This is a genomic window from Saccharopolyspora sp. NPDC047091, assembly GCF_040643635.1.
In the GTDB taxonomy this organism is placed as follows: domain Bacteria; phylum Actinomycetota; class Actinomycetes; order Mycobacteriales; family Pseudonocardiaceae; genus Saccharopolyspora_C.
This window is the reverse complement of record NZ_JBEYUS010000012.1, coordinates 93,772-110,409: the sequence shown is the minus strand read 5'-3', so window position 1 is coordinate 110,409 and position 16,638 is coordinate 93,772. Positions and strand designations below refer to the sequence as shown.

The 16,638-nt window shown below is 69.7% G+C and carries 18 protein-coding genes, 4 tRNA genes and 1 pseudogene; 12 read left to right on the top strand and 11 right to left on the bottom strand.

Annotated features, from left to right (window positions below):
* The first annotated feature begins 491 nt into the window (after positions 1 to 491).
* A complete protein-coding gene (locus tag ABZ805_RS08710; RefSeq protein ID WP_358436411.1) occupies positions 492 to 1,352 on the top strand; it encodes a GIY-YIG nuclease family protein in 861 nt (286 codons plus the stop codon).
* Between the two features lie 255 nt (positions 1,353 to 1,607).
* Here ABZ805_RS08710 and ABZ805_RS08705 read toward each other — a convergent pair whose 3' ends face one another.
* Both ABZ805_RS08705 and ABZ805_RS08700 read right to left on the bottom strand, forming a co-directional pair.
* Positions 1,608 to 1,862: a hypothetical protein gene (locus ABZ805_RS08705; RefSeq protein ID WP_358436408.1), complete on the bottom strand. Its 255-nt coding sequence runs from the start codon at positions 1,860 to 1,862 to the stop codon at positions 1,608 to 1,610.
* 407 nt (positions 1,863 to 2,269) lie between these two features.
* Entirely contained in the window at positions 2,270 to 2,539 is a 270-nt protein-coding gene (locus ABZ805_RS08700; RefSeq protein WP_358436406.1) for a sigma factor-like helix-turn-helix DNA-binding protein, read from the bottom strand.
* A gap of 180 nt (positions 2,540 to 2,719) precedes the next feature.
* Here ABZ805_RS08700 and ABZ805_RS08695 point away from each other — a divergent pair, with 180 nt between their 5' ends.
* Complete coding sequence (locus tag ABZ805_RS08695) at positions 2,720 to 3,196, top strand: tyrosine-type recombinase/integrase (protein WP_358436404.1); 477 nt, start codon at positions 2,720 to 2,722, stop codon at positions 3,194 to 3,196.
* Between the two features lie 73 nt (positions 3,197 to 3,269).
* On the opposite strand, the gene ABZ805_RS08690 is transcribed toward ABZ805_RS08695, so the two are convergent.
* Both ABZ805_RS08690 and ABZ805_RS08685 read right to left on the bottom strand, forming a co-directional pair.
* Positions 3,270 to 3,341, bottom strand: a tRNA-Val gene (locus ABZ805_RS08690).
* Positions 3,342 to 3,386: 45 nt separating this feature from the next.
* Positions 3,387 to 3,848, bottom strand: a complete 462-nt coding sequence (locus tag ABZ805_RS08685; RefSeq protein ID WP_358436401.1) for a TIGR02611 family protein — start codon at positions 3,846 to 3,848, stop codon at positions 3,387 to 3,389.
* Between the two features lie 740 nt (positions 3,849 to 4,588).
* Between ABZ805_RS08685 and ABZ805_RS08680 the strand changes: the two genes are divergently transcribed.
* From ABZ805_RS08680 to ABZ805_RS08665, 4 genes are all read left to right on the top strand, one after another.
* A complete protein-coding gene (locus ABZ805_RS08680) occupies positions 4,589 to 5,014 on the top strand; it encodes an SsgA family sporulation/cell division regulator (RefSeq protein WP_184478055.1) in 426 nt (141 codons plus the stop codon).
* A 155-nt stretch (positions 5,015 to 5,169) separates the two neighbouring features.
* Positions 5,170 to 5,242 (top strand) — tRNA-Gly (locus ABZ805_RS08675).
* 79 nt (positions 5,243 to 5,321) lie between these two features.
* Positions 5,322 to 5,393 (top strand) — tRNA-Cys (locus tag ABZ805_RS08670).
* A gap of 1 nt (position 5,394) precedes the next feature.
* A tRNA-Val gene (locus tag ABZ805_RS08665) sits at positions 5,395 to 5,469 on the top strand.
* A 14-nt stretch (positions 5,470 to 5,483) separates the two neighbouring features.
* On the opposite strand, the gene ABZ805_RS08660 is transcribed toward ABZ805_RS08665, so the two are convergent.
* From ABZ805_RS08660 to ABZ805_RS08635, 6 genes and pseudogenes are all read right to left on the bottom strand, one after another.
* Positions 5,484 to 5,687 carry a hypothetical protein gene (locus tag ABZ805_RS08660; RefSeq protein WP_358436398.1) on the bottom strand — a complete coding sequence of 68 codons (204 nt, stop codon included), beginning with the start codon at positions 5,685 to 5,687 and terminating at the stop codon, positions 5,484 to 5,486.
* 149 nt (positions 5,688 to 5,836) lie between these two features.
* A complete protein-coding gene (locus ABZ805_RS08655) occupies positions 5,837 to 6,985 on the bottom strand; it encodes a glutathione-independent formaldehyde dehydrogenase (RefSeq protein ID WP_358436395.1) in 1,149 nt (382 codons plus the stop codon).
* Positions 6,982 to 7,341: pseudogene (locus ABZ805_RS08650) on the bottom strand (DJ-1/PfpI family protein); the annotation flags it as partial. The pseudogene ABZ805_RS08650 and the gene ABZ805_RS08655, both read right to left, overlap by 4 nt.
* Positions 7,342 to 7,366: 25 nt before the next feature.
* Positions 7,367 to 7,558: a hypothetical protein gene (locus ABZ805_RS08645; RefSeq protein ID WP_358436392.1), complete on the bottom strand. Its 192-nt coding sequence runs from the start codon at positions 7,556 to 7,558 to the stop codon at positions 7,367 to 7,369.
* 360 nt (positions 7,559 to 7,918) lie between these two features.
* On the bottom strand, positions 7,919 to 8,119 hold the full coding sequence (locus ABZ805_RS08640) for a hypothetical protein (RefSeq protein WP_358436390.1): 201 nt from the start codon (positions 8,117 to 8,119) through the stop codon (positions 7,919 to 7,921).
* A gap of 155 nt (positions 8,120 to 8,274) precedes the next feature.
* Positions 8,275 to 9,174: an aldo/keto reductase gene (locus ABZ805_RS08635; protein WP_358436387.1), complete on the bottom strand. Its 900-nt coding sequence runs from the start codon at positions 9,172 to 9,174 to the stop codon at positions 8,275 to 8,277.
* Positions 9,175 to 9,264: 90 nt separating this feature from the next.
* On the opposite strand from ABZ805_RS08635, the gene ABZ805_RS08630 reads away from it, so the two are divergent.
* From ABZ805_RS08630 to ABZ805_RS08605, 6 genes are all read left to right on the top strand, one after another.
* Positions 9,265 to 9,831 carry a TetR/AcrR family transcriptional regulator gene (locus ABZ805_RS08630; RefSeq protein ID WP_358436385.1) on the top strand — a complete coding sequence of 189 codons (567 nt, stop codon included), beginning with the start codon at positions 9,265 to 9,267 and terminating at the stop codon, positions 9,829 to 9,831.
* 97 nt (positions 9,832 to 9,928) lie between these two features.
* Positions 9,929 to 11,563, top strand: a complete 1,635-nt coding sequence (locus ABZ805_RS08625; protein ID WP_358436383.1) for an ABC transporter ATP-binding protein — start codon at positions 9,929 to 9,931, stop codon at positions 11,561 to 11,563.
* The gene (locus ABZ805_RS08620; protein ID WP_358436381.1) at positions 11,560 to 13,311 is read left to right on the top strand and encodes an ABC transporter ATP-binding protein; all 1,752 of its coding nucleotides are present in this window, start codon (positions 11,560 to 11,562) and stop codon (positions 13,309 to 13,311) included. The genes ABZ805_RS08625 and ABZ805_RS08620 overlap by 4 nt, the downstream gene beginning before the upstream one ends.
* A 335-nt stretch (positions 13,312 to 13,646) precedes the next feature.
* Positions 13,647 to 14,564: an SPFH domain-containing protein gene (locus ABZ805_RS08615; protein ID WP_358436379.1), complete on the top strand. Its 918-nt coding sequence runs from the start codon at positions 13,647 to 13,649 to the stop codon at positions 14,562 to 14,564.
* A gap of 56 nt (positions 14,565 to 14,620) precedes the next feature.
* Positions 14,621 to 14,824, top strand: a complete 204-nt coding sequence (locus tag ABZ805_RS08610) for a hypothetical protein (protein ID WP_358436377.1) — start codon at positions 14,621 to 14,623, stop codon at positions 14,822 to 14,824.
* A 141-nt stretch (positions 14,825 to 14,965) separates the two neighbouring features.
* Positions 14,966 to 15,979, top strand: a complete 1,014-nt coding sequence (locus ABZ805_RS08605; RefSeq protein WP_358436375.1) for a DUF418 domain-containing protein — start codon at positions 14,966 to 14,968, stop codon at positions 15,977 to 15,979.
* 85 nt (positions 15,980 to 16,064) lie between these two features.
* Here the strand turns inward: ABZ805_RS08605 and ABZ805_RS08600 are convergent, their stop codons facing one another.
* Entirely contained in the window at positions 16,065 to 16,631 is a 567-nt protein-coding gene (locus ABZ805_RS08600) for a TetR family transcriptional regulator (RefSeq protein WP_358436374.1), read from the bottom strand.
* Positions 16,632 to 16,638 lie beyond the last annotated feature (7 nt).

The window sequence follows — 16,638 nt, the reverse complement described above, 5'->3', positions numbered from 1 at the left end:
TTCCTGACCTGCCGTTCTGTGCGGTGCCGTGTCACGCGCTGCCTGGACCGTTGCTGACTCGCTGCTGACTCGGCCCGGCCGCTTCTCCCCTGAAAGTCCCGAGACGAACGGGGGAGACCTGCCTCCGGAGGGCGTTCCAGGGGCAACGCCTACCTGCGGCGCGGCTGGCCACCTGCGCGGCAGCCAGCCGTGAAGCATCGGTTAGTTGCCATCGTTCTCGGTCGTCTGCGAACCGCATGTGCCCCGCATGTGCCCCGGCTGGCATGCCTCACACGGGATAGGCGCACTCGGTCGAACCCAGGACCCACGGTTCTGGCGTCCGTGATCGTCGACGTCTGCCGTCACCTGACATCCGCAAGACGTCGCTGCCTGTGGATTATTGGCACTTCATTGGCAACTTCCAGGAGCCGGTGAACGGCCGCGCCCGCTCCGGGTACCCTTGATCAAAAGATCGACAAGAGAAGCTGGCAGTCAGGGATCGGATTCAAATTATGGCCTCATCGGAATTGCAGCGAGGAGTCATCTACATTCTTTTAAACCCCTCGTATCCTGGCATGCTGAAGATTGGCCGCACCAAGAATAGTGCATTGCGGCGCGCTCGCGAGTTGTCAACGTCCACGGGGGTACCACAGCCATTTGAGGTCGTGTACGATACAGTGGTATCTGACGCAGTTGCAGCGGAACGTGAAATTCACGAAGCCCTGTTTGATATGCGCCCAAATCCCAAGCGTGAATTCTTTTCGATCAAGATTCGCGACGCAATTTCACTGGTGCAGCAGACGGCGGAACGCTATCCAGTTGACCCGGAAATTGAATCAGAAGAGATTGACATTCTTCCCGATATTGAAGAACGGATGAGGCGCTGGCTTCGGCGCGATCTAGTTGGGTTGAAGTTTGTTCAATACTCTGACTTGTGCCTATTGAAAATTGCTTTCCAGCCTAGTGTGTTAAAACCAGATGCTTTCGAAACAATTTTCGATCTGCGGGTTCTGGGTGAGAATGAAGGAAATACGGATGATTGCGATATTTGTGGACAATCATACTATTCCGAACAGGATCCGTGTGAACATCGAGACTTGACGTTTGACCCATTTCGGCGAAGCATAAGGTACAATTCTCGACTGTTTGTTGAAGAGCTGGATGCATATTCGATGTGCATGGTTGGGATGGATATAATCAACATGGAGGCTGCCGACTACATTTGCGACAGGAGATTGGCAAGTCCCAAAAATGCCAACTGGCATGTCGTGGAGTCGAGGTATGAAATTTGGGGTGATCCTTATCGGCCTCCTGTGGTTACCGAGAGGATGAAGGGAGCATCCACGCCCCTGCGGGAAAACTTTATCGAATGACAATAAGAAAAAATCGGAGTCTTGTTGTCTACCGCCGCCCACGAAAACCATCACGCGTCTAGGTATTTGTAAAACAAAATGGCATCTTTTGGTAAAATTAGTTAATTTCTGGATTGATTTTGTGAGGATAAGGGGGCGTACTTGTTTCGAACGGAACCACGGTCAGGAAACCCGCTATGCCCGGCGAGGCGCGATTGCCCGCAGCAAGTGGCCAGCCGACCACCCTGCCCGGGTGGCCACAACCGCTTGTGAGATCTACCAGCCGACCACCTCCATCGGCGTGACCACGCAGAGATGGAACGAGTCACGAACAACAGCGACGATCTCAGTAATACCGCCCGCGAGGCCCTGTTCAACCGTGCCGCCAACGAAGCTGGCGACGCCGAAGACGTGCGGCTCGACCTGATCCGCGCCGGACGGACTCCACGGCCGAGTGCACGTCAACGCGGGCAAGGTCAGCGGTCCAGCATCCGGGCCGGACACATCCGCGGAGATCTCTGCTTCTGCCACCAAGCGGCCCCTGCGTGGTTCCTGGCCGCCTGCCTTCCTTCCGCGCCCGGGACGTCGTGGGTCGCCGGGACCGGCGCCAGCCGCACCCCCGGCGACCCCCGGCTTGGCCGGGGCTCGCATGCAGCTGGCAGGCGGCCCCGCAGGGGCCGCCCTTGATGAAGAGAAGAAACTCTGAACACGAGCGCTCTGGGGTGCTGGCCAGGGGTTAGAGCTCGTGGAGCTTGTCGATGACGCGGTGGAGCAGTGGGGCTGTCGGCGTTGCCCAGGCTCGGGCTGGTGATGCTTCAGGCGCGGCGCACGAACTTGTGGGCTCTGACGGCGTCGCGGGGAAGAGTTCTCCGCGCCATGCGGTGATGTACCCGGTGGGTCTGGTTCGGTGTTTGCCCACGATGCCCCCTGCTCGTAGGTCAGGTGTCGGTGCGGCCGTTGCGGATTTGGGTGATGCGGCCTCGGGTGATGCCGAGGGAGTCGGCGACGTCGGCGTAGGTGAGGCCGTGGTCGTGGTGGGCTCGTTCGATCGCGGCGCGGCGTAGTGCTGCGAGTTCGGTGACTCGTCGGCCGCATTCGTTGATCAGCTCGGTGGCGCGGGCTGCTTGGCGTACGGGGTCGGGGTCGCGGCGGACGGCTTCGACGTCGTCCCAGCGGGCTGTTTCGGCGTCCGGGACGCTCGCCTGCACGGGGACTAAGGGAACTTGGTCGGGAGCGGGCTTTTCGCCGTCCGCGGGCTGGATCGGAATCATTCATTCGTCACCTGCTCACGTCGATGATCAGCGGCTGCTCGTCGCCGTGGAGTGCTCGGGCTAGCTCGACCAGTGCGGACGCGAGCGCTTCCGCGATCGGTTCCGCTTCCTCCTTGGTTGATCGACCACATCCGCGATCACCTGCGGGAGTGGCCTCCGTCGAGTGATCGCGCGCCGGTTTTCGCGAACATGGCTGGCAAGCCGCACCGGCGGACACTGTTCCGCTCGCGGGTGTGGCGGCCTTCGCTCGTGCGGGCGGGACTATTCGGTCAAGTCACCGAGAAGGACGGCGGTTTCGTTGCGACCTGGCTGGACGCGGCGGGGGAGCGGCGTACCGAGAGGTGCCGGACGCACAGTCAGGCGGTGAAAGCCGCTGCCGCGAAGGCCGGGGAGGGGCTGCGCTTCCACGACTTGCGGCACTCCTACGCGACCTGGCTGGTTGACGACGGTGTTCCGGTGAACATGGTCCAGCGCGTCCTGGGGCATGAACGGTCTTCGACCACTTTGGACCTCTACACCCGGCGGACGGATGGAGGGGATCGCATCCTGCGTGCGCTGACCGATGAGGCTGACGACGGGCTCGGTCCTCGCTGACCGTGTGCTGACTTTTCGGTCCCGGAAAAGAAAAACGGCCAGGTCGGAAAGTTCCGACCTGGCCGTTTTCTTGTGGGCGATACTGGGATCGAACCAGTGACCTCTTCGGTGTGAACGAAGCGCTCTCCCCCTGAGCTAATCGCCCGGTGCCGCCGTTCCCGGCGACATGGAGAACTCTACAACACCCGTTTCAGGTCCCGAACAGGGGGGAGGCCAACCACGGCCAGTCGACCCCGAGCCAGCGTCCGATGGTGGCGTACATGCCGAGCAGCCAGAGGGTGACGATGACGATCACGCCGGTCAGGGCGGCGATGCCGAGCTTGACGGTCCAGTGCTGCCGGGAGACCCAGTTGCTCCAGCGGCGGTAGTGGCGCTTGGTGAAGACGTTCACCTGGTGCGCCCAGTGGAACTCGGTGGCGAGGATGCCGAGCCCGGCGAACACGATCAGCCAGCCGGGGCCGGGGTAGGGGATGGCGATGATGCCGATGATGAGCACCAGGGTGCCGAAGGCGCCGAGCCCGACCCGGTAGGTGGTGTTGAGCGTCGGGTTGGCGCGGATGCGTTCGCGGCGGGCGCGGAGGGCGCGTCGCAGCCGGTGGAGCCTGCGGCGGGGCTGCGGGGCGTCGGTCGCGGTGTCGTCGGCTCGGGCCACGTCGGTCTCGCTCGATCCCGGTTCGGCTGTCCTGCTCAGGGTTCACCTGCCACGTCGTGTCGGGTACTGCGCGGTCCGGCGGGGCTGTGATCTGCGGGTTCGCTGCAGCGCGTCCGCTGTCGCGGCGCAGCGCCGGGCCGCGGGGCCAGGATACGGGCCGTGCTCGCGCGGGACCGGAGGGCGCAGGTGCGGAAAGGGTTGCACCGTCCGACAGAATGTGACGTGCGTCATGCTGGGGTTTTTCCCAGTTCTGGTACCGGGATCGGCCGGGGTGCTTCGAGCCTGGTCACACTGTGGCACCGCTCTCCTCGACCGGGTGGCGGCCAGGCGTGGGGCCTTCCGCGTCCGGATGTCGGGGTTAGTCCGTCTCGGCGAATGCTCGTGGCGAGTGTCTCAGCACGGCCCGCGGAAACCCGTATGGGCGCAGGTCCATCGCCTATCCTGGAGGCCGTGCCCGGCAGCGGCGGAGCTAGTTCGACGACGGTGCCGGAAGCGTTGTGGGGAAGGTCCGGCCGGGGCTCTGGACGGCGCCGGGAATCAGTGCCGAGGTGTCGGACTGATGTTCGATCGGGGGGTGCGATGTGGCCACGCTGCGCAGTTCTCCGATCGCGTTCCGAAGTTCAGTATGCCCCGACCGGGTGATGTAAGGCCCGGTGGCGAGCAGATGACCCCGCAGAGGCGTCACAACTGTGTTGCTCGGTCGATAAGCGGACCGGGAGGGAGTTAGGAAGGCGAGGACGATGCGAAACGATCACGTGACTCTCCGCTCGACGGCGGTGTTCGATCTGCTGGCCCCGCAGACGCCGGCCGTGCCGGTCCAGGTCGAACTGCGCTACGACACCCGCGACCCCTACGCGGTGGTGGCGGCGTTCCGCACCGGCCGCGCCGGTTGGGTCGAGTGGGTGTTCGCCCGCGACCTGCTCGCGGACGGGCTCATCGCGCACGCCGGCGAGGGGGATGTGAGCATCCGGCCCGCGGTGGACGACCCCGAGGTGGTCGCGATCGAGCTCAGCTCGCCGTCGGGGCACGCGGTGTTCGAGGCCTCGGCGCAGGAGCTGGCGGACTTCTTGGACCGCACCTACGACGTCGTGGTCCCCGGCAACGAGAACCTGTGGGTCAACGTCGACGACGCCCTGACCCGGCTGCTGCCGCACGACCTGTCCTGACGATCACGCCCGTGACCTGCGCGGTCCGGCTCGGCGCGGACCGGCGCGGGCGGCGATCGACCCCCCTTTGATCGCCGGGGGCGGCGTGGTCTAAAGTTCTCCGTGCAACGCGGCGGTGACTCCGGAGCCGAGCCGGAGGGTTCACCGCGGTGCACGCGGATGTAGCGCAGCTGGTAGCGCATCACCTTGCCAAGGTGAGGGTCGCGGGTTCGAGTCCCGTCATCCGCTCTGGGAAACCGATCGGGTCGAACTCGGGTTTCCGGGTATCGGCACCCGGGAGTCCGGAATCCGGCCCAGTGCCCAACCCGGCGGAGTGGCCGAGTGGCTTAGGCAAGGGCCTGCAAAGCCCTGTACGCGGGTTCGATTCCCGCCTCCGCCTCGCGCGATTAGCTCAGTGGGAGAGCGCTACCTTGACACGGTAGAGGTCACTGGTTCAATCCCAGTATCGCGCACCAACTTTTCTAGCAGGTCAGCCGCCCGTTCCTCTTGTGGGCCAGATGTTGATCAGCTTGCGCACGGCGATGCGATCTTCGCTGACCGTCTCATCGCCAGCCTGCGGGGTCTCCCGCAGGCGTGGGAACCACATCAGCAGCTGAGCCCGTTCTCCGCTCCGGAGGGCGTCGACGGAGCGGGCGAAGCGTTCTCCCAGCGCGGTGAGCGACTGCTCGGTCATCGTCGGCCATGAGGCACGTCCTTTCCGTGGTTTGCGGTAGTCATGCAGAACCCGCCTCGGCCTGGCGCCGGGGCGGGTTCTGCAGCTCCACGGTCACCGGCACAGCCCCTACTCGAACGGATGCGGTTGAGAGCCGTGTGAGGGACGAGTCAGGCGGCCTGGCCGGGGTTGAGCACGACCTTGGTCCAGCCGTCTTCGCGGGCGTCGAAGTGCTTGTAGGCGTCCGGTGCCTGCTCCAATGGCAGGTTGTGGGACACGATCCACGAAGGCTTGACCTTGTTGTCGGCGATGAGGTTGCGCAGGTGGCGGTTGTAGCGCTTGACCGGGGCCTGACCGCAGCCCATCTGCTGGCCCTTGAACCAGAAGTTGCCGAAGTCAAAGCGGGCCTTGCCCTGCTGGGACAGCTCATCCGGGCCGCCCGGGTCCTGAGGGACGAACACCCCGACGGTGCCGATGCCGCCGGTGAACCGCACGGAGGAGACCAGCTTGTTCAGGGTCGCCGCGTTGTCCTCGTTGCCTTGGGGGTCATGGGCCTGGTAGCCGACGCACTCCGCGCCGCGGTCGGCGCCGACGCCCTTGGTGAGCTCGGTGACCTGCTCGACCGGGTCGCCCTGGGAGTCGTCGATCGCGATCGCACCGATCTGCTCGGCAAGGCGCAGCCGGTCGGGGTGGCGGTCGACGACCATGACCTTCGCCGCCCCCTTCACGCTCGCGGAGAGGGCCGCCATCAGCCCGACCGGGCCGCCGCCGTAGATCACGATGCTCTCGCCCGCCCGCAGGCCCGACATCTCCACCGCGTGCCAGCCGGTGGGGAAGATATCCGAGAGCATCACGTAGTCGTTCTGCTTCTCGGCCGCATCCTCGGGCAGGCGCAGACACTGGAAGTCGCCCCAAGGGATGCGCAGCAGCTCGGCCTGGCCCCCGGCCCAGCCTCCCATGTCGGCGAACCCGTACGCCCCGCCTGCCATGCCCTCCACGTTCGCGGCCAGGCAGTAGTTGGTCAGACCGTGCTCGCAGTTCTCGCAGTGCCCGCAGGAGACGTTGAACGGCGCGGAGACCATGTCCCCCACCGCGACCTTGTCGATCCCGTCGCCGACTTCGACGACCTCGCCGACGTTCTCGTGGCCGAAGATGCGGCCCTGCCCGAAGTCGGTACGACCCTCGTACATGTGCAGGTCCGAACCGCAGATGTTCGTCGCCGTGATCTTGACCAGGACGTCGTTGGGCGCCTCGATGCGGGCGTCGGCGACGTCGGTGACCGTGACGTCGCGGGGTCCGTTGTACACGAGTGCCTTCATGATGATCTCCGTGTGCGAATCGTGGCCGAATCAGGTCTGGGCGCCGACGGGCGGCGGCCCTCGGCGAACTCTTCGGCGATCTTGGAGCAGAACGCGGGCAGGTCGTCGGGGTCCCGGCTGGTGACCAGACCCTGGTTCGCGACGACTTCTTGGTCGACGACATCGCCGCCAGCGTTGCGAATGTCGGTGCGGATGCTGGGAAACGACGTCAGAGTCCGGCCACGGAGCACGTCGGCCTCGACCAACGTCCAAGGGCCGTGACACAGCGCGCCGACCGGTTCGCCGGACCGGACGACGTCCCGCACGAAACCCACCGCGTCGAGTCGACCCGCAGCCCGTCCGGGTTGACCGCGCCACCCGGCAGGACTGGCATCGAAGTCGTCACCGGAAACGTCGGAGACCGACCGGTCGACGGTCGGCGTTCATCGATCGGATCCGTCCGGTGTGGATCGACCGCAGTGTCACCTGCGCCCCGGCCTGCTCGACCGCCTGGCGAGGCTGGGTCAGTTCGACCTGCTCGACACCGTCGGCGGCGAGGATCGCGACCCGTCGGCCGCGCAGCTCATCTGCCATGGGAATCGCACCTCCTGAATAGTGTCGCGAAAGCCCAGTGTTGCCCGGTCAGGCCGGATCGAAACCACCCACCGAAGCGCTGGGCCCCTGAGCTGGCCGCGTCGACGTGCCGGAAAGCGAAGAGCTGCCGACCTCGCTGAGCGGACCGGCGGGCGGCGCAGACCTGGCCGCACCTGGCCCACTGCGTTCACCCCTGCCCGCCGGCATCGAGCAACTCGTAGACGACCTCCGTGACCATCCGGTAGCAAGGCAGGCCGACGGGACCGCCCGGATCCGGGCCACTGGCGCCGGATCCCGGACGAGCGGAACCCCGCCGGGGACGACCACCGGCGGGGTTCCGCGCGTTCGTCGTGGCGCCGGCTAGCTGCCGGACTCGTCCTGTCCGGTGAACGCGTCGCCGACTCCGGTCGCGAGGTCCGCGCCGGCCTGGAATCCGCTCGCCACGACGCCGAAGACTCCGGTGCCCTGGTCGGATTCCGCGTGGGCGAGGCCCGCGTCCGTGAGCAGCAGGGCCGCGGTGATGCCCGCGAGGACGGACGCCCGGTTCGGTGTGACACGCATGTGGTGGCTCCTCACTCCGTCGAACAGTGCCGCGGGCAACGTTCCACGGACCCGGCGGTCCCGCCCGCGCGATCACGCGCTCGGGTGTCCGCCGGACGGAGGTCACCGGCGAGGTCGCTCGGACCGGCTCCAAGCGGGTGCGGACCCCACCGGAGTCAGTCGACGACGATGTCGCCGGACCGGCTGGGGATCGCGTCGAGCGCGGCGACGGTCTGCTCGTCCAGGACGATCGACCCGGCGGCCACGTTCTCCTCCAGGTGGGAGAGGGTGGCGGTGCCGGGGATGAGCAGCACGTTCGGCTCGTGCTGCAGCAGCCAGGCGAGGCCGATCTGCGCGGGCGTGGCGTCCAGCGCGCGGGCGGCGTCGAGCACGGCGGGTTCCTCGGTCACCTTCGGCATCCCGGCGAACGGGCCGCCGAGCGGGAAGTACGGCACCCACGCGAGGCCCTCCGCGCGGCACAGCCGCAGCAGTTCCTCGTCGCCGCGGGAGAGCAGGCTGTAGGCGTTCTGCACGCAGGTGATGCCCGCGGGCAGCGCGCGGAGCAGCTCGTCGAGGCCGACGTTGCTGATCCCGAGCGAGCCGATCTTGCCCTCGTCCCGCAACGCGATCATCGTGGCGAGCTGGTCGTCGAGGTCGACGCGCTGGTCGCCCTCGGCGATCAGGCCGGGGCCGCGGTCGGCGCGGCGCAGGTTGACCAGCGCGATCTGCTCCAGCCCGAGGCTGCTCAGGTTCGCCTCCACGTCGGCGCGCAGCTCCTCGGGGCGTTGCGCGAGCCGCAGCGGCAGCGGTCCGTCCGCGTTCGGGGTGGCGCCGACCTTGCTGGCCACCAGCACGCCGTCGCCGACGGCGTCGCGGATGAGCTCGTTGGCGACGCCGTAGAACTCGGCGGTGTCGATGTGGTCGACGCCGAGTTCGAGCGCGCGGCGCAGCACGGCGCGACCCGCGGCGCGGTCGTCGTGCAGCCGCTCCAGCTGCATCGCGCCGTAGCCGACCCGGGCCACGGTGCGGCCGGCGACCTCGGCGGTGCCGCCGGGAGTGGGTGTGGACGATGGCATGGGCGTTCCTGTCCGTGTGGGAAGATGGAAGAACCGAGGCGGAGGAGCCTCCGGTTATTTGACCGTAGCACAGACGGAGGTGCCTCCGCTTTGTCCGCAACCGAGCGGCCCCCGCGCGCCGACGCCCGGCGCAACCGCGAGAAGCTCCTCGCGGCCGCGTCCACCGCGTTCGCCGCCGCCGAGACCACCGTCTCGCTGGAAGCCGTCGCCCGCGAGGCGGGCGTCGGCATCGGCACCCTCTACCGGCACTTCCCGACCCGCGAAGTGCTCGTCGAAGCCGTCTACTCCGCCGAGCTCGACGACGTCGTCGCGCACGCCACCTCGCTGCTCGCCGAGCACCCGTCCGACGTGGCGCTGCGCGCGTGGATGTGCCGCTACGCGGCCTTCGTCGCCACCAAGCGCGGCATGTTCGACACGCTCTCCGCGGGCTGGACCTCCGGCAGCATCTCGCCGCCGACCACCCGGGAGCGGATCACCGGAGCACTCGTCGAGATCCTGGACGCGGGCGCGCGGGACGGATCGCTGCGCGCGGACGTCGAAGCCGACGACGTGCTGGCCATGCTGCTCGGCGTGTTCTACTCGGCCACCGCGGGCAACTCGACCGAGCGGATCGAGCGGCTGCTCGACCTCGTGCTCGACGCCGTCCGGCCCCGCTAGACCGCACTTCCCCCGGCGTGTGATCGGTGATACCTGGCGTTCCACGCCTGATTTAGGTAAGCCTTACTGGATTGCCGGAAGGGGGCCGATCATCGAGATGGCGAGCGTGGACGCGCAGGGGCGCGGCAGGACGTCGCGAGCACGGCGGCAGGTGCTGCGCGCGCAGCGGGTGCGGGTGCTGTTCGCCTCCCTGCTGCTGATGGGGCATCAGGCCTGCGAAGCACTGGTGCCGCTGGCGATCGGGCTCGCCGTCGACCGGGCGGTCGCCACCGGCGCACCGTGGGCGCTGCTGTGGTGCGTGTGCGGGCTGGTGCTGCTGTTCACCGTGCTGACCACCTGCTACCGCTGGTTCTCCCGGCTCGGCCGGGCCGCGGCGATCGACGAGGCGCACGCGCTGCGGGTGCGGCTGGCCGGCCGGTCGCTGCTGGGTTCCGGGACGCGCAGGCGGCACGGGGAACTCCTCGCGATCGCCTCCTCCGACGCCGACCAGGTGTCCCGCGCCGTGGTCTGGGTCGCCGGGCTCGCCGGGTCGATCTCGGCGCTCGGCGTGAGCTGCGTGGTGCTGCTCGGCATCGACGTCCGGCTCGGCGCGCTGCTGATCGTCACCGCGGTCGTCACCACCCTCGGGCTGAACATGGTCTCGCCGATGCTGTCCCGCCGGGTCTCCGGGCAGCAGGACGGCCTCGCCGCCGCCTCCGCGCTGGCCACCGACCTGGTGACCGGGATGCGGGTCGTGCGCGGGCTCGGCGCCCAGGACAACGCCGTCGCCCGGTACCAGGAGGTCAGCAGGCGGGCCGAAGCCGCCGCGATCCGGGCCGGCGTCGGGCGGTCCCTCCAGCTGGGGGCCACCGTGCTCGCCGGGACGCTGGTGCTGGCCGTGTCGGTCGGCGCCGCCGGGCTGCTCGCCGTCGAGCAGGTGATCACCGTCGGGTCCTTCGTCGCCGCCGTCGGCGCCGCCCAGTTCATCGCCGAACCGCTCTCCGCCGCCGGGATGTACCTGCAGATCGGGGCGGCCGCGCTCGCCAGCGGGCGGCGCGTCGACGCCGTCCTCGACGAGGAGGCCGCGGCCGAGGACACCGGGACCACCGCCGAGCGGAACCTGGAACTGCGGCTCGACCGCGGGGGCTGCACCGGCGTCGTCGCCGACGGCCGCGACGTCGAGCGCATCCTGGAAGTGCTGCGCGGCGATCCGGCGGGCGCGCGCAACGGGCTCACCGTCACCTGGACCGGCGGCGCACCCGGCGCGATCCACGTCGAACCGCGGCAGGCGCAGCTGTTCACCGGAAGCATCGCGGAGAACCTCCGGCTCGGCCGCGACGCCGCGGGCGAACCGCGGCCCGCGCTCGTCGCCGCCGGTGCCGCCCCGTTCGTCGACGCGCAACCCGACGGCCTCGACGAGCACGTGCGCGCCCGCGGGCTGAGCCTCTCCGGCGGGCAGCGGCAGCGGCTCGCCCTCGCCCGCGCCCTGCACACCGACCCCGATGTGCTGGTGCTGGTCGACCCCACCACCGCGCTCGACTCCGTCACCGAAGAAGCCGTCGCCGACGGGCTGCACGCGCTGCGCCACGGCGACGGGGAACCCCGCACCACCGTCCTGATCACCACCAGCCCCGTGCTGCTCGCCCGCGCCGACCAGGTGCGGTTCCTCACCGCGGGCGGCGAGGTCGTCACCGGCGAGCACCGGGCCCTGCTCGACGAGCACGCCGACTACTACCGAAAGGTCGTGGGATGAGCGGGACCACTCGCGCACTTCCGCTCGCCACCGCCGTCGAGGTGCGGCGCAGCATCGCCACCTACCTGCGCCCGCACCGCGCGCTCTCCGCCGCGATGGTGGCCACCGCCGTGCTCGCCGCGCTCGCCGGACTGGTGGCGCCGTGGGCGATCGGCGGGCTGGTGGACGGAGTGCTCGCGGGCACCACCGCCGCGGAGATCGTCGTGCGCACCGCCGTCGTCGCCGTCGCCGGGCTGCTCAGCGCCGCGCTCACCGCCGTCAGCGCCGCCCTCGTCGCGCAGCTCGGGCAGCGGGTGCTCGCCCGGATGCGGGAGGACACCGTCTCGGCCGCGCTGCACCTGCCCTCCGCCGTCATCGAACGCTCCGGCCGCGGCGACCTGCTCAGCCGCGTCGGCGACGACGTCGCGGTGATCAGCCAGGTCGTCGCCGCGCTGCTGGCGCCGTGGATCACCGCGCTGCTGACCGTGGCGCTCACGATGGGCGGGCTGTTCGCGCTCGACCCGTGGCTGATGGTGGCGGGCATGCTGGCGCTGCCGGTGTACGGGTTCTCGCTGCGCTGGTACCTGCCGCGCGCCGCGCGCCGCTACTCCGAAGAACGCGCCGCGTTCGCCGACCGGGCCGAGGCCCTCGTCTCCGCGCTGGAAGGGCTGCCGACGCTGCGCGCCTACGGCGCCGAAGCCCAGCACGTCGGTCTCGTCGAACGGTCCTCGGACCGGGCGCGCGGGCTGTCCCGCAGCGTCGTGTGGTTCTCCACCCGCTGGGGCAAGTGGATGAACATCGCCGAGCTCGTCGGCCTCTCCGCGATCGTCGTCGCCGGATTCGTGCTGGTCGACACGGGGTCCGCGACCGTCGGCGCGGTCACCGCGGCGGCGCTGTACTTCCACCGCCTGTTCAACCCGCTGAGCCTGCTGGTGGCCAGCTTCGACCAGGTCCAGTCCGCGTTCGCGAGCGTGCAGCGCATCGTCGGCGTCCTCGGCATCCCGCACGAACGGCCCGTCGGAACCCGCGACGGCGCGCCTGCCGCGCTCATCGCCGACCGGGTGACCTACCGGTACCCGGGCTCGGCGGAGCCGGTGCTGCACGAGGTGTCGCTGCGGATCGAACCGGGGGAGACGATCGCGCTGGTCGGCGCCAGCGGCGCCGGCAAGTCCACGCTGGCCGTGCTGCTCGCCGGGCTCGTCGAACCGGACGACGGCACCGTCACCTTCGGCGGGAAGCCGGTCGCCGGGACGGGTGCGGTGCTGCTGGTGCCGCAAGAAGCCCACGTGTTCAGCGGCCCGCTGATCGAAGACCTCCGGCTGGCCCGGCAGGACGCCACCGAAGCGGAGGTCCGGCACGCGCTCGACGTCGTCGGCGCCGACTGGGTCGCGGAGCTCCCCGACGACGTGCACACCGCCGTCGGCGAACTCGGCCACCCGCTCGGCCCGGACCGGGTCGCCCAGATCGCGCTGGCCCGCGCCTTGCTCGCCGACCCCGCCGTCGTCCTGCTGGACGAGGCCACCGCCGAAGCGAGCAGCCGCGAAGCGGGCCGCCTGGAGGACGCGGCCGCCGCCGTGCTGCGCGACCGCGCCGGGCTCGTGGTGGCGCACCGGCTGCGGCAGGCCGCCATCGCCGACCGGGTGCTGGTGATGGACGACGGGCGTGTCGTCGAATCCGGCACGCACGAGGAGCTGCTCGCCGCGGGCGGGCACTACGCGCGGCTGTGGGAGGCCTGGAGCACGCCCCGGCCGGAGGCGAGGCTTGGATGATCTTCCGCTGCGAGAGGGGCGGGTGGGGGAACCTCAGCGTCCTCCTCGCTGCGGGATCGTTTTCACAGGTGGCTCCGCCACAGGAGAAAACGCTGTCCCCGCGAGGAGAACGCTGAGAACCCGCTTCGGTGCCGGGTGATCGGGTGGTAGGTGGCTCAGCGGCTTCGTCGCTGACAGGACACTGCTCCTTCAAGGGGCGTGAAATCCCTGTTGTGATGGGGTTTTCGGTGTTCGTCCAATGTGGAGTCGGTGCGTGGGCGGGTGCGTCGATGAAAAGTGATATCACTGTGCTACTGTTTCGGTAGTAGGACGATCACCGACGTCAGGGGGACCTCATGACCGTTCAACTCGAAGACCGCGAGACCAAGCCGGTGCGGATGCCCGAATCCCCGGTCGTCGAGCAGCAGGCGTTCCGGCTGCCCGGCGTGCTGATGGCCGTCGTGGCCCTGGTGCTCGTGCTCGGCGGTGGCGGGGTGCTGGCCGTCGGCCTCGCCGGCGAAGCGGGGCTGCCGATCATCGCCGGGTTGGTGGTCGGCGTCGTCGGGCTCGTGCTGTTCGGCGGGCTCGTCGCCGTCGCGCCCGGCGAGGCGCGGGTGCTGCAGTTCCTCGGCCGCTACACCGGCACCGTGCGCCCGGCCGGCCTGCACTGGGTGAACCCGTTCAGCAGCAAGACGAAGGTCTCCACCAGGATCCGCAACCACGAGACCGCCGTCATGAAGGTCAACGACTCCGACGGCAACCCGATCGAGATCGCCTCCGTCGTGGTGTGGCAGGTCGCCGACACCGCGCAGGCCACCTTCGCCGTCGACAGCTTCGTCGAATTCGTCGAGACCCAGACCGAGACCGCGGTCCGGCACATCGCCACCAGCTACCCGTACGACGGCGACGGCGAACAGCCCTTCTCGCTGCGGGACAACGCGGACGAGATCACCGGCAAGCTCTCCATCGAGATCGCCGCCCGGGTGCGGGCCGCGGGCGTCGACGTGGTCGAGTCCCGGCTCACCCACCTCGCCTACGCCCCCGAGATCGCGCAGGCCATGCTGCAGCGCCAGCAGGCCGGAGCCGTCGTCGCCGCCCGGCAGCGCATCGTCGAAGGCGCCGTCGGCATGGTCGACCTCGCGCTGCAGAAGCTGTCCGAACGCGAGGTCGTCGAGCTCGACGAGGAGCGCAAGGCCGCCATGGTCAGCAACCTGCTGGTGGTGCTCTGCGGCGACACCCAGCCCGTCGTGAACACGGGCTCGCTCTACCACTGACCGGGGACGCGGCGGCCGCGGCGCATCCGGGCGGTCGAGAGAGGTGAGGCGGGAACATGGCCGCACGCAAGGGTTTCCTGCTCCGGCTGGACCCGGCGATCCACGACGCGCTCGCCCGCTGGGCGCAGGACGAGCTGCGCAGCACCAACGCGCAGATCGAGTTCCTGCTGCGGCGCGCCCTCGCCGACGCGGGACGGCTGCCCTCCGACGCGGGCGGCCCCGCCAAGCGCGGCAGACCACCGAAGTCCACATCGGACTGATGGCTCGCGGGCCGGGCGGTTCCGGCCGAACAGCCGGGACGCCCGGCCTGATGGCCGATCCGCGGACCGCGTCCCCGGGCGAGGATCGACGGTGAGCCGGGACGTCCCGGCGGCCCCTGCGCACTCCGAAGGCGACCCGTGATGTCCACTCCCGCCAGCACCGGCCCGGCCGGTACCGCCGCCACCGCCGACGCCCCGCCGCGACGGCGGATCGGCGAGCTCGACGCGGTGCGCGGCCTGGCGCTGTGCGGCATCCTCTTCGTGAACATCCCGCCGATCATGGAGATGCGCGGCGTCGTCGACCAGCAGGTGCTGCCGGGGAAGCACTTCCTCGACCTGTTCGTGCAGGAGCGGTTCTTCCCGATCTTCTCGTTGCTGTTCGGCATCGGATTCGGCCTGTTCCTGCTCAGCGCGGGCGACCGCCATCCGCGGCCGCGAGTGCTGCTGGCCCGCAGGTTGCTGGTGCTGTTCGCGGTCGGCCTGCTGCACGCCCTGCTGCACCCGGGGGAGGCGTTGACGCCGTACGCGCTGTTCGGGCTGGTGTTCCTGCTGCCGCTGAGCTGGGCGAACCGGTGGGTGAACCTGGTGCTCGGCCTCGGCGGGGTGGGTGCGGCGCTGGTGCTGTTCGGCGGCGGGCTGCCGCTGATCCCGGGGCTGCTGGTGCTCGGCTTCGCGCTCGCTCGGCTCGGGGTGCCGCAGGCGTTGCCGCGGCTCGGGTGGCCGGTCGGCGTCGTGTTCGCGCTGGCGGTGGCCGGTGCGGCGGTGGCGCTGCCGGTGCAGGAGCAGGACCCGTTGTCGGCCGGGTTCGGCACCGCCTCCGGTGTCGCCGGGCTCTGCCTGGCCACCGCGTACGCGAGCGGCCTGCTCCTGCTGCTGCGCACGCCGTTGCGCGGGGTGCTGGGGGCGGTGCTGGAGCCGCTGGGGCGGATGGCGCTGACGAACTACGTGACCGCGACCCTGCTGCTGATCCCGCTGGGCCACCTGGCCGGGCTGCCCGGGTCGAGCGCGTACGGGGCGATGGCGCTGCTGGCGGCGGGCATCCTGCTGCTCCAGCTGGGGTGGAGCCGGTGGTGGCTGGCGCGCTTCCGGCAGGGCCCGCTCGAATGGGGATGGCGCTGCATCACCTGGTGGCGCGTGCAACCGCTGCGCCGCTGACGGGCGCGCCCCGTGCGGGTGCGGACGCCCCGGGGTGAATGGCCCATCGGACCGGGGAGACTGGGCGAATGGGCCATTGACCTGGTCAGGGGGTCGGTGCCGGGCCGGTGAGCAGGTGGCGCACGACGGGCTCGGCCCACGCGGTGAGCTCGTCGTGGCTCAGGTCGGCGACGCCCGGGTTGGCCAGCACGTAGCGGCTGGTGGCGAGGCCGATGACGAAGGCGCCGAGCAGCCCGGCGCGCCGCCGCGGGTGGTCCGGGGTGATCGCGGTCAGCCGCGGCGCCACCTGCGCGGCGAACACCTCGCGCATCTTCTCGGCGGCGGTGGGGCTGGTCATGGCGGCGCGCAGCAGCGCGAGGAACGTCCCGTCCTGCTCCCACACGGCGAAGAACCGCGGCAGCAGCGCGCCGGCGATCTCCTCGGGGGCGAGGCCGGTGAGGTCGGGCAGGTCCAGGGTGAATTCCGCGGCGGCCGCGAACAGCTCCTGCTTGTTGCCGAAGTACCGGATCACCAGCGCCGGGTCGATGCCGACGTCGGCTGCCACGGCGCGCAGCGTGGTGCGCTCGTAGCCGTCGGCGGCGAACCGGGCGCGCGCGGCGGCGAGCAGTTCGGCCCGGGTCTCCTTGGCGTTGCGGGAGCGCGGTGCGGTCATGCCCCCA

Bases quoted from the DNA above. Each gene is read 5' to 3' on its own strand.
- ABZ805_RS08635 (WP_358436387.1), bottom strand. From the start codon at position 9,174: ATGCCATCGTCCACACCCACTCCCGGCGGCACCGCCGAGGTCGCCGGC.
- ABZ805_RS08615 (WP_358436379.1), top strand. From the start codon at position 13,647: ATGACCGTTCAACTCGAAGACCGCGAGACCAAGCCGGTGCGGATGCCC.
- ABZ805_RS08710 (WP_358436411.1), top strand. From the start codon at position 492: ATGGCCTCATCGGAATTGCAGCGAGGAGTCATCTACATTCTTTTAAAC.
- ABZ805_RS08600 (WP_358436374.1), bottom strand. From the start codon at position 16,631: ATGACCGCACCGCGCTCCCGCAACGCCAAGGAGACCCGGGCCGAACTG.
- ABZ805_RS08645 (WP_358436392.1), bottom strand. From the start codon at position 7,558: ATGGCAGATGAGCTGCGCGGCCGACGGGTCGCGATCCTCGCCGCCGAC.
- ABZ805_RS08660 (WP_358436398.1), bottom strand. From the start codon at position 5,687: ATGACCGAGCAGTCGCTCACCGCGCTGGGAGAACGCTTCGCCCGCTCC.
- ABZ805_RS08640 (WP_358436390.1), bottom strand. From the start codon at position 8,119: ATGCGTGTCACACCGAACCGGGCGTCCGTCCTCGCGGGCATCACCGCG.
- ABZ805_RS08605 (WP_358436375.1), top strand. From the start codon at position 14,966: ATGTCCACTCCCGCCAGCACCGGCCCGGCCGGTACCGCCGCCACCGCC.
- ABZ805_RS08610 (WP_358436377.1), top strand. From the start codon at position 14,621: ATGGCCGCACGCAAGGGTTTCCTGCTCCGGCTGGACCCGGCGATCCAC.
- ABZ805_RS08680 (WP_184478055.1), top strand. From the start codon at position 4,589: ATGCGAAACGATCACGTGACTCTCCGCTCGACGGCGGTGTTCGATCTG.
- ABZ805_RS08620 (WP_358436381.1), top strand. From the start codon at position 11,560: ATGAGCGGGACCACTCGCGCACTTCCGCTCGCCACCGCCGTCGAGGTG.
- ABZ805_RS08655 (WP_358436395.1), bottom strand. From the start codon at position 6,985: ATGAAGGCACTCGTGTACAACGGACCCCGCGACGTCACGGTCACCGAC.
- ABZ805_RS08625 (WP_358436383.1), top strand. From the start codon at position 9,929: ATGGCGAGCGTGGACGCGCAGGGGCGCGGCAGGACGTCGCGAGCACGG.